This is a genomic window from Streptomyces sp. NPDC090741 (assembly GCF_044769045.1).
In the GTDB taxonomy this organism is placed as follows: Bacteria; Actinomycetota; Actinomycetes; order Streptomycetales; family Streptomycetaceae; genus Streptomyces.
The window spans coordinates 187,200-198,670 of sequence record NZ_JBIVXF010000010.1 but is presented as its reverse complement, the minus strand read 5'-3'; the positions used below and the strand labels follow the sequence as shown (position 1 = coordinate 198,670).

General features: G+C 69.3%; 9 protein-coding genes. 4 read left to right on the top strand and 5 right to left on the bottom strand.

Annotation, left to right across the window (positions count from 1 at the left end; all coding sequences use genetic code 11):
• Nucleotides 1-10: 10 nt before the first annotated feature.
• The 3 genes from ACIQU4_RS26575 to ACIQU4_RS26565 are packed head-to-tail and all read right to left on the bottom strand — an operon-like array spanning nucleotide 11 to nucleotide 5,996.
• Nucleotides 11-1,726 carry a thiamine pyrophosphate-binding protein gene (locus ACIQU4_RS26575; protein ID WP_403735469.1) on the bottom strand — a complete coding sequence of 572 codons (1,716 nt, stop codon included), beginning with the start codon at nucleotides 1,724-1,726 and terminating at the stop codon, nucleotides 11-13.
• 21 nt (nucleotides 1,727-1,747) lie between these two features.
• Nucleotides 1,748-3,127: a hypothetical protein gene (locus tag ACIQU4_RS26570; RefSeq protein ID WP_403735467.1), complete on the bottom strand. Its 1,380-nt coding sequence runs from the start codon at nucleotides 3,125-3,127 to the stop codon at nucleotides 1,748-1,750.
• A 13-nt stretch (nucleotides 3,128-3,140) separates the two neighbouring features.
• Nucleotides 3,141-5,996 (bottom strand): peroxidase family protein, encoded by a 2,856-nt coding sequence (locus ACIQU4_RS26565; protein ID WP_403735464.1) that lies wholly within the window; start codon nucleotides 5,994-5,996, stop codon nucleotides 3,141-3,143.
• Nucleotides 5,997-6,193: 197 nt separating this feature from the next.
• On the opposite strand from ACIQU4_RS26565, the gene ACIQU4_RS26560 reads away from it, so the two are divergent.
• Both ACIQU4_RS26560 and ACIQU4_RS26555 read left to right on the top strand, forming a co-directional pair.
• Complete coding sequence (locus tag ACIQU4_RS26560) at nucleotides 6,194-6,376, top strand: hypothetical protein (protein WP_403735461.1); 183 nt, start codon at nucleotides 6,194-6,196, stop codon at nucleotides 6,374-6,376.
• A gap of 1,009 nt (nucleotides 6,377-7,385) precedes the next feature.
• Nucleotides 7,386-8,717, top strand: coding sequence for a phospholipase D-like domain-containing protein (locus ACIQU4_RS26555; protein ID WP_403735816.1), 1,332 nt, complete (start codon nucleotides 7,386-7,388; stop codon nucleotides 8,715-8,717).
• A 175-nt stretch (nucleotides 8,718-8,892) separates the two neighbouring features.
• Here the strand turns inward: ACIQU4_RS26555 and ACIQU4_RS26550 are convergent, their stop codons facing one another.
• Complete coding sequence (locus tag ACIQU4_RS26550) at nucleotides 8,893-9,750, bottom strand: alpha/beta fold hydrolase (protein WP_403735458.1); 858 nt, start codon at nucleotides 9,748-9,750, stop codon at nucleotides 8,893-8,895.
• Nucleotides 9,751-9,812: 62 nt separating this feature from the next.
• Between ACIQU4_RS26550 and ACIQU4_RS26545 the strand changes: the two genes are divergently transcribed.
• Nucleotides 9,813-10,403 carry a TetR/AcrR family transcriptional regulator gene (locus tag ACIQU4_RS26545; protein ID WP_403735455.1) on the top strand — a complete coding sequence of 197 codons (591 nt, stop codon included), beginning with the start codon at nucleotides 9,813-9,815 and terminating at the stop codon, nucleotides 10,401-10,403.
• Nucleotides 10,404-10,745: 342 nt separating this feature from the next.
• Complete coding sequence (locus tag ACIQU4_RS26540; protein ID WP_403735452.1) at nucleotides 10,746-11,081, top strand: hypothetical protein; 336 nt, start codon at nucleotides 10,746-10,748, stop codon at nucleotides 11,079-11,081.
• On the opposite strand, the gene ACIQU4_RS26535 is transcribed toward ACIQU4_RS26540, so the two are convergent.
• A complete protein-coding gene (locus ACIQU4_RS26535; RefSeq protein ID WP_403735813.1) occupies nucleotides 11,065-11,454 on the bottom strand; it encodes a DUF3592 domain-containing protein in 390 nt (129 codons plus the stop codon). The genes ACIQU4_RS26540 and ACIQU4_RS26535 overlap by 17 nt on opposite strands.
• Nucleotides 11,455-11,471: the final 17 nt, after the last annotated feature.

Sequence of the window (11,471 nt, the reverse complement as noted above, 5' to 3'; positions counted from 1 at the left end):
GCCCACCCCCTCAGTCCAACGCGTCCCGCAGGCGCTCCTCCATCGTCTCCACCAGCCCCGGGATCACCCCGTCCGGCGACGGGCTGTAGTGCGGCACCGCCCACCGCGTGATCCGGGCGTCGATCAGCGCGGGCCGGCCCGAGGCCAGGGCCGCGCGGAAGGCCTCCTCGAACTCGGACAGGGTCTCCACCTTGTAGCCCTCCGCCCCGCACGCGCGGGCGTACGCCGCGAAGTCAGGGTTCCGGAACTCGACCAGCGCGGACTCGCCGTACGTGACCAGCTGGAAGAGCTTGATCAGCTTGAACTGGCCGTCGTTGAAGATGACCCAGATGACCGGGATCTCGTTCTCCACGGCGGTCATCAGCTCGAAGCCGGACAGCGAGTAGCACCCGTCGCCGCAGCCGACGACCACCGTCCGCTCCGGATGGGCGACCTTCAGGCCGATGGCCCCGTTGACGTGTCCGGCCATCGGCCCGAAGGAGCCGGCCTTGCGGAAGTTCTGCCCCTCCTCCAGCTCCACGTAGTGGCCGAGCCAAGCGAGATGGGCCCCCGCGTCGGCGAGCAGCACCCCCCGCGGCGGCAGCATCCGGCCGATCGACTGCGCGAGCTGCCCCGGGTGGATCCCTCCCGTCAGGTGGGTGATGTGCCGGGCCTCGTAGTCCCGCCCGTCGACCTCCACCGGCGGGACATCGCCGACCCTCCGCTCCAGCGCGTCGGTCAGCGCGGCCACCGCCGGCCGAGCGTCGGACAGCAGCGCGTGGTCGGGCGGGTAGGCCTTGTGGAACTCGCCCTCGGAGATGTTCACGTGGATGAGCAGCTTGTCCTCGAAGAGGTCCTGGCGGTAATTGAACGTCGCGTGCTGGTTGAGGGAGTTGCCGACGCACAGCACCACGTCCGCCTCGCGGAAGGCCTTCCACGCACTGGAGTGGCCGCTGTCCGCGAAGACGCCGACCGCGAGCGGATGCCCCTCGGAGACGATGCCCTTGCCGTCCAGGGTGGTGAGCAGCGGGATCCGGAACCGTTCGATCAGCCGCTTGATCTCGGGTCCCGCCCCGCTGCGCACCGCGCCGAAGCCGACGAGCGCGACGATCCGCCGGCCCCGCGCGAGGGCGTCCGCCAGTACGTCCGCGATCTCCTCGACCCGCGCGGGATCGGGCAGCACCGGCGCCACGTCGAGCTTCACCGGCCGGAAGTTCCGTACCTCGACGCCCCGGTGGGTGAGGTTCTCGGGTACGTGGATGTGCACCGGTCCGGGCCTGCCCTCGAAGGCGGTGTTCACCGCCTCCTCCAGGACGTCGCAGGTGTCGGCGGCATCGGTGAGCAGGAAGGACTTCTTGGTCGTGGCGGCGAACATGGCCTGGGAGTCGGGCGTGCGGTTCAGCCCCGAGGTCTCGTTGAGCGAGCCCCATCCGCGCCATTCCATCGACGCGTACCCCGAGACGGCGAGGACGGGATAGGAGTCCGACATGGCCACGGCCAGCCCCGAGAACAGGTTGAACGCGCCCGGCCCGGCCGTCGCGAAGCAGAACCCCAGCCTGTTGGTGTACATGGCGTAGCCGCAGGCCATGAACGACGCGGCCTGCTCGTGGCGCGTGATGACGGGCCGGATCAGCCGTGAGTGCTTCAGCGCCAGCATCAGGCCGGCCGTGTTCTCCCCGGCACCGCCGAAGGCCGCCCGCACCCCGACGCCCTCCAGCCCCTTGACGATGGCCTCGTAGACCCTCATCGCCTCTCCCTTCCGGTAGGGCTACGTGTCCCAGTGGGCGGCGTGCCGACGGTGCGCCTCGGTCAGGCCGCCCCGGAAGAACCGGTCGTAGTACTCGGATTCGACGTGGTGCGTCTGCAGCCAGACGCCGGGCACGTGGATGGCGTCGGTGTGCGCGGGGAAGCGGCCGTGGGTCTCGTGGACGTACACGCAGATGTCCCGTGCGCAGTCGATGACCTGCCGGTCGTACTCGCTCGCCTCCGCGAGGTAGCGCTGCGCGTAGTCGTCCTTGTAGACGCGGGTGAAGAGCTCCTTGTCCGCGTAGATGCCGTCCTTGCCGAACTTGGACCGGACGACGGAGTCGACGGCTTCCGCCATCGACGGGTAGTGGGGCGGGCAGGCGGCCTTGATGAGGTGTTCGCCGCCGGCCCGCAGTCCCACCGGGTGGGCGCGCAGGGCCGCGTACTTCGGCAGCGGTACCTGCCAGCGAAGCACGTCGAGGGGGCGGAACTTCGGGGTGACGAAGTCGAAGCCCAGCATCCGGCCGTAGGCGCGGGAGAACTTGGGGTCGCCGAGCATGATCTGCGGGCTGATCGTGGCGTGGATCCAGGCGCCGAGCCCCATCGCGTCCGCGACCAGCATCATGTTCTGCAGCAGCAGATCGGCCTCGATCTGGGTGCGCATCGGCCCCAGGGCGCCGAGCGGCATCTTGATGTCGGGGTTGAGGAAGCCGTTCTCGACCCACTTGCGCACCCCGGCCGGGCGGTAGAAGTTGCGGTCGTCGACGAGGGTGGGCCGGGCTCCGTCGGGCTGGGTGAGCAGGTACATCAGGGCGTTGACGTACTGGTGGGAGAGGTCGACCACCGGCAGGAACAGGGTGGTGCCCGGCAGGTTGGACAGGAACCGGTTGGAGTCGAGGTAGGCCGGGAAGTCGCGCATCCCCTCGGCGACGTCCAGCCGGTGGTCCAGTACCTGTACCTTGGCCCGGCGGGCCCGCTCGACCAGGGTGTCCGGGTCGAAAGGGTGCCACGGGGCGGGCGGCAGTTTGCGCAAGTAGTACGTGCCACTGTCGTTGATCATGAAGAAGTGGGTGGCCTGCGCGTTGTCGGGGCTGCCGGCGGTCCGCCCGGTCATGTTCAGGTTCGGCTTCGCCATGATCGGTTTGTGGTCGCGCGGGTCCTCGAAGGGCCGGTCGGGCATGGTGAGCCCGGAGGAGCCGGTGAGGGCGATCAGCACCGCCTCCTCCAGCTCGTCCAGCGGCCGCGGCGGGTGCGGGGAGCTGTAGCTCATCGACCCGGCGGGTACGGAGGCTCCCCGGCTGACCCGGTGGGTGCGCCGGCCGAAGACCGTCTCCAGCAGCGGCCGGGCGAGCAGCTCTTCCAGGCCGGGGTGGCGGCGGCCGGGGCCTTCGGGTGCGGACATGGCCCCTCCCCGTTCAGCCGCGGCCGTCGTGGTTGCGGACCGGCTGGACCGGGCGCCAGGGCGCGAAGGCGCTCGCCCCGCGCGGCAGGACACCCGCCAGCTCGGGGCAGTGCCGCAGGATGACGCTCGTCATGCCGTTGCGGGCGATCCAGTCCATGCCGAGCGGCGTGTAGATCTCGGGCCGGAAGTCGACGGTGAGGAAACGGTCGCTCTGCAGCCGCCGGCTCGCCATCAGGATGAAGACGCGGAAGGCGGTGTCGCTGAAGCCGAACCCCGCGGGCGGGTTCTCGGCGAAGAGCCCCACCACCGTGTCGACGTCGTCCACCGAACGGTAGACGTCCCGCAGCCGCGCGACCGTCTCCGGATCCTGGGACAGGTCCTCGAACCGGCGGATCCGCGGCTTGTGCAGCCCGGCCCGGAAGTCGTTGTAGCGGGGGACGCCGCGGCGGCGGGTGCGCACCAGGTCGACCACGGACAGGTCGATCACCTCCCCGTCGCGCCGGAACGCCTGGAGCGAGCGCGGGAAGTTGTGCAGGGTGATGGCCCCCGGGTTGGCGATGCCCAGCGAGTACAGGGAGTCCACCAGGCCGGTCTTGCGGATGAGCGGCTCCGCCGCGGCGCCCTGGAGGTCGTCGAAGCCGAGGGTGTCGAGCCGGCGGCCGAAGCGGTGGTCGACGAACTCGTAGTCGTCGGGGATCAGCGGGTGCATCCGGTAGACGGTGACGAACTCCTCCGTGAGGGCGTACGGGGCCCCGTGGTGGTCGGGCAGGGTCCTGGGGATGCCGCCCTTGCCGTTCGCCTCCAGCAGCCAGACGCCCAGCTGGTCGAGCCAGTTCTTCGGCGGCCCCTCCCAGTTCGTCCGCATCCCGATGTCGAGCGTCTTGGTGGCCAGGATCGCGGGAGTCCACTCCACCGTGTGGATCTTGGCGATGAGGGCCGAGACGACCAGCCGCGCCGTGTGGTAGATCCGGTCCTCGTCCAAGTGCGGGTACTCGTGCCGCAGGGCCTCGCACACCGCGTTGTGCTCGCGGGCGAAGAGGGTGTGCACGGCGCTCAGGCCGAGCCACCAGTTGTCGCTGAACCCGGTGACCGGCAGGCCGTCCGCGCTCGTCGGCAGGTGCCCCCGCTCCAGCCGCAGCCCGGCGCCGCCGCCGGGCTCGCGCAGGGACGTGGCGACGGCCTGGTCGCCGCCATACACCTCCGAACCGTCCCACCAGTGCGACACGCCGCCGGCGAACACGATCGGCGGCCGCCCGCTCCCGGCCGCGTCCAGCGGCTCGTCGTCACCGAAGCGCATCACCTTCTCGCGCGGTCCACCCGGGGTGTTCTGCCAGTCGGTGCCGGGCGGCAGCGGCACCTCGACGCTCCCGGTGCCCACCGGGACCCGCTTGTGGTTGACCCAGTCGTGCACCTGGAACTGGATCCAGGCCGCGGCGATCACGTTCAGTGACTTCGCCGGGATGAAGGCCTCGCGCCGCAGCAGCTCCCTGCTCACGGTCACCGGGTTCGGGGTGTCGAACCGGTCCGGCCGGTACACCGGCGGCATGGAACGCCCGAAGGTCGCGCCGACGGCGCCCATCCGCGGCTGCGACAGGTCGTTGTGGCTGCCGTCGTAGCTGCGCCTGACCAGCAGCTCCTCGTCCACCGGCGGCTCCACCGGGCCCGCCTTGGGCGGCGCCTCGTGCACCTCGGTGTCGATCAGGTTGTGCCGGCGCAGCGTCTGCCGGAATGCCATCAGGTTCAGCAGTGCGACCGGGGTGGGCAGCCGGTGCCACGGGACGACCCGGTTCACGGAACGGAAGGCGGCCCGCAGCGGGATCCCGAGCAGGGCGTTGCGGCGCGGCTCCACGGTCACGAAGCGGCGGCCCAGACGGTGCGCGCTGCTCGCCTCGTAGGCGAGCTTGCGGGCACGGTTGAGGTTCCCCAGCGGACGGAAGCCCTCCGCGGTGTGCCACGGGTTGAAGGCCAGCAGGTCGACCCGCGCCTCGGCGGCGCGCGCCTCGGCCGTGTGGACGTCCTGGCGCGGGACGGTCAGCGTGGCTACGGGCACCACGGGCGCGTCCCGCTCGCTCCACTCGGCCGCGCCGTCCTCGACCGGGGTGCGCCGCGGGTCCACGTAACGCTGTACGCACAGCTCGAAGACGATGTCCCCGGCACCCAGCCTCTGTGCCAGCTCGCGCCGCAGGCCGTCGGGACCGGCCGGCGCCCCCGCCGGGGCGGCGCCCGGAGCGGGCCGCAGCTGGTAGCGCACCGGCCCCGCGGCGCCCCACAGGATCGCGCCCCGGCTCCAGTACGTCTCCAGCGCCAGGCTGGAGACGGTGCGCCTGCTCCCCGCGACGACGTTGCGCCGCATGCGGCCCGCCGTGGACCAGCCGACCGCCAGGGGCAGCTTGACGAACAGCGCGAACCCCTGTGCGGGCCGCGAATCGGCGCCCGCCATGGCCTTGGCGAAGGCCACGAACTCGCGCGCGTCGCGGGCGTGGGAGACCGGGAAGCTGGTCATCAGCAGATCGTGGGTCTCCTCGGGCCCCACCTCGACGCGCAGCGCCGCCCCGCGCAGATCGGGCGCGGAGTCGGGCCGGCGGACCCCGCTGGCGTTGGACAGCCGGACCGTCACCGGGTACTCGGCCCCGGGCCGGGCGAACCCGGTCCGCAGCTGCTCGGGCAGGTCGTCGCGGAACCGCAGGCGCCCGTTCTCCACGCAGAGGACCGCCTTGGCGTGGAAGGTCCGCTCCAGGGCGGCGGCGCCGCTGCGCCGCTTCACCTTGAGCTGCACGCGCAGGAGCTCCTTCGCCAGCCGCTCGAAGGCCAGCCGCTCGGTCTCCGGGCTGCCGCCGACGTATCGCTCGTACCGCTCGACCTCGTCCATGCGTGCCTCTTCACGAAGGGGGCTTCTGGGGGCTTCCTTGCACTCCCCACGAGGTTTCCCTACGCGCGCGGCGGTGTCGTGCCGAGCGGGGCAGACGGGTTCCCGGCGTGGCCCCTTCCGGTGGCCTCGGCCCCACCCGCCGGCCCACCGGGGACACGGAGTGGCGTCCGCGCGTCCGGGAGGGACAGGCTGTACTCATGAGAGCGCCCTTGCGCTCTCCCCCGGGACCGGGAGCCGGCGGTCACCACCAGGTCCTCTTCGTCCTCGCGGAGTGCGTGCCCTTCGCGATCGCCCTGCTGGTGCTCCTGATCGAGCTCACGCCCGCGCACGTCGTCTACATGGGCCCCTGCTGGTCGCGACACCCGCCCTGGCGGCGGTGACGACGGGACCCAGGGGCACGCTCGTGGCGGCGGGCCTGGCCGTCGTCGTCAGACTGATCACCGCCACCCACAATCACGCCTGGCGCGGCCAACAGGCCTACACCAACCTCCTCACCCTGTCCCTGGTCACGGCGGCGAGCTTCACGACGAGCCGCGCCGCCCGCACGCGCCGGGAGAGCCAGCTCAACCAGGTCCGCCGGATCGCCGCGGCCGCCCAGGAAGTGCTGCTGCGGCCGGTCCCGGATCGGCTGGGCCCCGTACGGGCTGGATCAACTGCAAGGTTTACGAAAAGAGCTCACGTGCCCCGGGAGCGCCCCCGCGTCAGGGTGCGCCCGGCGCGGCGCGGGGTAAAGCTGGGATTGACGTGTTGGTGTCGCTTGTCCTCAAAGGAGCTCACCTGCGTACACGACTCAGGTTTACAGCCGCCGTGATCATGGCGGCTCTTGGCTCCATGGGCCCCGTTGCGGGGGCTGCCGTATCGGCTTGTCGGCGGGCCGGTTTGTGTGGCCGGTCACGGAACGTGGAGTACGACTCCAGTACCGGTCTTTGGACCTGTATGGGCAGCACGTACGACGGCGAACCCATCACCGAGACCTGAACAGGACGGCCGCACGCGCTTCCTGGAACACGGCCTGGACACCTGACGGCGGAACAGCCGATGGCTGGGCCGGGCCGGAAGCGAGCGTTGGTCCAGAAGATGGCCGGGCGAGCAGGAGGCGTGGGCATGAGGGTGCAGGGCAGTTCTGGGCCATTGCGAGTGCAGGCCATCGCCGGGACTCATGTCGTGGTGTTGGGGTTCGACCACGATCGAGCTGACATGAATGGCGTGCTCGGTTTCGGGGTCGAGCGGTTCGATCACACTGAAGGCCAGCACCGGTGGCTCGACAACCGCCTCCGTTTTCCGCAGGCGAGGCGCCATTGGGGATCGAATTGGAACCCGTTCCAGACCTTCACCTGGGGTGACTACCGCGCCAAGCCAGGGAGAACCTACACCTACCGCGTGCACAGCATGACCGGAACTCCGGGGGAGGAACTCACCCCGGTCTCGACCGTCGAGCTGCAAGTGCAAACCGAGGAGCCGGGCGTGCACGGTGTCTGGTTCAACCGTGGCGTGTATGCCTCGCAGGCCTACGCCGAGCGCTTCAAGAACCTCCACCCCCGTGACATCGCCAACCGCGAGGCCTGGCGATGGTTGTCCCGCGGTCTCGAGGAGGCGCTGCTCGCCTTCATCGGCACCGCCGCCAGCGACCACGGGCAGCTCCATGCGGCGCTGTACGAGTTCGAGTACCTGCCCGTGCTCGAGGCCTTCCGCGTGGCCGCAGACACGGGCATGGACGTCCAGCTCGTCGTGTTCGACCACCCGCACAACCGCGCAGCGGTGACCGCCGCTGGCATCGACGACCTGGTCGTAGCCTGGCGCGCCCGGGCTCAGATCCCGCACAACAAGTTCGTGATCGCAAGCCACGAGGGTGCGCCCCAGTCGGTCTGGACGGGGTCGACCAACATCACCGAGAACGGGATCTTCGGCCAGTCGAACGTCGGACACACTGTCACCGAGCCAGCCGTCGCCCAGCAGTACCGCGACTACTGGGCACAGCTCGTCACGGACCCAACCCCTGGCACCCTCAACAATTGGGTGGACACCAACAACCCGATACCCGACTCCTGGCCCGCGGGCATCTCAGTCGTGTTCAGCCCGCACACGCAGACCACGGCGCAAGACCGCTACGCCGATCTCTTCGGATCGGCCCAGGACCTGATGTGCATTACGCTCCCGTTCAACCTCGATCCCCGATTCGCCGACCAGCTCCCCGGTGACCACCCTGCGCTCCGCTGGCTGCTCTTCGAGGACGCCACCGTCGCCGACGCGAACCGGAACCTGGTCACCGATCCCGACACCGAGCTCGTGGCCGGTGGCCTCGTCGAAGAGGGCGGCCTCGCCGGCTGGGCGGCCGAGCACGACAACCCGTTCTCCAACAACATCGAGTACCTGCATACGAAGTACCTGCTGATCGACCCGATCGGCGACGATCCGATCGTGGTCACCGGCTCGGCCAACTTCAGCAACCCCTCCGCGAACAAGAACGACGAGAACATGCTGGTGATCCGGGGCGACCACGGCCTCGCCGAGATCTACTTCACCGAGTTCTTCCGCCTGTTCAACCACCACCGCTTCCGCGACTCGCTCCGCCTAGCCGCGCACCAGCCCACGCCCGGCCCCGAGACTGGAGTCGAAGCCCCGGTGCCGCTCGCCTCCAGGCGCTGGTGGGACAAGTACTACGACGAGCCGGCCCGGGACCACCAACGCCGACTGCTCGCCAATTCCCCTCTAGTGACCTGAGTCCGAGGTTTTGCGTTACTGAGCTTTGCGGGTTGTACTCCGCCGCGAGTTACGCAGAATCCAGCTTCGACCCCACCTCATCGACGGCTGCCTCACCGCCACCGGCCTGGCTATCAACCCACCGACCCCACCCTGAAATCCTCAGTAGCTGTCGCATCAGCCTGCCGCCGCGCGCTCAGGAGACCCTTCGGACCGGTTCTGCTCCGGTTTGGGTCAGGAAGTCGGTGAGCACTTGGGCGAGTCGTTCGGGCTGGTCCTCGGGGATGAGGGTGGACGAGTCGGCGATCTCGACCAGCCGGCCCTGCGGGTACAGCTCCGCCAGCCGGGGGCCGTGCTCACGCGGCATCAAGCGGTCCTCGGTCGCCCAAACGACCAATACCGGGCGGTCGAAGTCACGCAGTCGATCGCTCCAGGCGAGCAGGGTCTTGCGTCCGGGTGCCCCGGTGGCGAATTTGGCGAAGTCCCTGCGGATGGCCCTGCTGCGGGTGGCGGGAGCGAACCAGTCGTCCATGATCTCGTCGGGGACTCCACACAGGCTCATCCCGCCGTATCCGCCCCGGCTGTGACGGAAGGCGGGAACGCGCATGAGCCGCGTCAGTAGCCAGACGCCGCCGGGAATCCTGCACACCTGTGCCATGGCCTTGGCCGGCCCTGGGGGAAAGTTGTCGAAGGCCTCGCAGGCCACCAGCACCAGGCGGGCGATGCGCCGGTCCTGCCCTTCCGACACCAGAAACTGACCACCGCCCCAGTCATTGAGGACGAGGGTCACCCGGTCCAGACCGAGCCCCTCGATGAACTCGCCCAAGAGCAGGGCAACACCGCGCTGGGACAGATCGGCATCCGGGTTCATCGGCTGACGATGACCGCCCAGGGGCAGCGTGGGCAGAACGCAGCGGTATCCGTCCAACAACGGGACCACCTTGCGCCACTGAGTCTCGTTCATCGGTAAACCGTGGGCGAGGACCAGTACAGGCCCTTCACCGCCGGTGTCCTGGTAGTCGATCGGTCCGGACGACAACTCGATCCTCGGCATCCCAGCCCCTCACTTGATAGATCGTTCTACTGTAATCTTGGCGGGGAGAGGGGTGGAAGGCAATGGGAGAGTCGAACACGCGAGCCAGAATCCAGAGGGCCGCCACGGTGCTGTTCCGCCGACACGGTTACTCGGCCACCGGCCTGAAGCGGATCGCGGTGGAGGCGGACGCGCCGTTCGGCTCGATCTACCACTTCTTCCCCGGCGGCAAGCAACAACTGGCCGAGGACATGATCCGCGCATCCGGAACTGAGTACGGCCGAATGGTCCTGGCTCTGCTGGACAGCGTGCCCGATCCGATGGAGTCCCTCGTGCGCGCATTCGCAGCTGCTGCAGATGACCTTGCTGCGGCCGACTATGCCGACGCATGCCCGATCGGGACGGTGGCCCTGGAGGTCGCGAGCAGCAATGAGGTGTTGCGTACCGCGACGGCGGAGGTTTTCGAGGAGTGGGTCGGCACGGCGACGCAGTGGTTTGGCCGTTGGGTGACCGAGCCGAGGACGGCGCAGTCCCTCGCGTACTCGATGATCATGATGCTGGAGGGTGCTTTCATGCTCAGCCGGGCTGCCCGAGATCCAGAACCGCTGCGGGTGGCCGGCCGATCGATGGCCGCCTTGTTGCGCACAGCCATCGCTCCGGCTGGCGAGGACTGATCCCGAACACCGAGAAAGACAGCCTGAGCGTGAGCGGCGCAGGTTCACGGCCGGCTCCACGCACACACCTTCGCTGACAACAAGCCTGCCGTGGTGACAACTATCGTGCTTCGGCTCAGCTGGACACGCGGATCCACCCGGGCGCGATGCAGTAGTCGAGGTCGAGGTAGTCGACGCCGGTGAGTTCGACGGGGAGGTCGCTCGCGCGGCGGCCGCTGTCCTTGCGTGCACCGCGGTCGGCGGCACCCTTCCTGGACGGCTGGCCGGGTGCTTTGCGCGGCTGGCTCGCGGTGCCGGCCGTTCAGAGCCTGCGCTCCGCATCAGCGGTCATGGCCTGCGGTCATGGACGATGCCAAAATACCTGAGGGCCTGGTCGACGGAATCAACGCCACGATTACCGAGGCCGTGCGGAACCTGGCTGAAGTGACGCGTTACGCACACGGCAATGAACCCTTCGACGTCCCGCGAATGGTTCTCTACCTCTTGGGCGACGCCATCGACACCCTTTCGCAGATCAGCCGAGTCGTCGCCCCCTACTACCGCGAGAGGGGCCTGGCCGAGCACGACCTCCTCAGCTTCCTCCAGCCTGGTCAACGCTTGCCTCTCCGTGGTCACGCGACGACCACAAACCGTCAGCCCCTGCGGCAAGACGACTTCAAGGTCAGTAGCTGGTCTTGAGCCTAGAGATGCTTCTCCATGACTCCAGGTGTACGGACCCGGGTGTTTCGCGAACGTTTCGCACGTCAAGGCCCCTTACGACAGGCCCCCTAGGGCGAACCCCAGCCCCATCGCGACGAACAACGCGCCCAGTGCGCTGAACAGCCAACCAGAAGGCGGTGCCCTCGGCCGGGAGGGTCCAGCGTGACGGGTCTGCCTGGTCGTATCGGACCTCGACGCGGGCACCGACGGGAAGGGTTTTGTCCTTGGGTCGAGCGATGTTCGTCCTGGTTTCCATTGCGCGGCCGTCGCCCGTGCTCCAAGTGATGACCGGGTAGTACACGGTGGTTCCGACGCTCCGGCTGGTGCTGCCGGCACCCGAGGCCGGCGCGATCCGGGTCTACTCAAGAC

Excerpts from the sequence above, each read along its gene's own strand:
- ACIQU4_RS26570 (WP_403735467.1), bottom strand. The coding sequence starts at position 3,127 with ATGTCCGCACCCGAAGGCCCCGGCCGCCGCCACCCCGGCCTGGAAGAG.
- ACIQU4_RS26565 (WP_403735464.1), bottom strand. The coding sequence starts at position 5,996 with ATGGACGAGGTCGAGCGGTACGAGCGATACGTCGGCGGCAGCCCGGAG.
- ACIQU4_RS26555 (WP_403735816.1), top strand. The coding sequence starts at position 7,386 with ATGACCGGAACTCCGGGGGAGGAACTCACCCCGGTCTCGACCGTCGAG.
- ACIQU4_RS26575 (WP_403735469.1), bottom strand. The coding sequence starts at position 1,726 with ATGAGGGTCTACGAGGCCATCGTCAAGGGGCTGGAGGGCGTCGGGGTG.
- ACIQU4_RS26560 (WP_403735461.1), top strand. The coding sequence starts at position 6,194 with ATGAGAGCGCCCTTGCGCTCTCCCCCGGGACCGGGAGCCGGCGGTCAC.
- ACIQU4_RS26550 (WP_403735458.1), bottom strand. The coding sequence starts at position 9,750 with ATGCCGAGGATCGAGTTGTCGTCCGGACCGATCGACTACCAGGACACC.
- ACIQU4_RS26540 (WP_403735452.1), top strand. The coding sequence starts at position 10,746 with ATGGACGATGCCAAAATACCTGAGGGCCTGGTCGACGGAATCAACGCC.
- ACIQU4_RS26545 (WP_403735455.1), top strand. The coding sequence starts at position 9,813 with ATGGGAGAGTCGAACACGCGAGCCAGAATCCAGAGGGCCGCCACGGTG.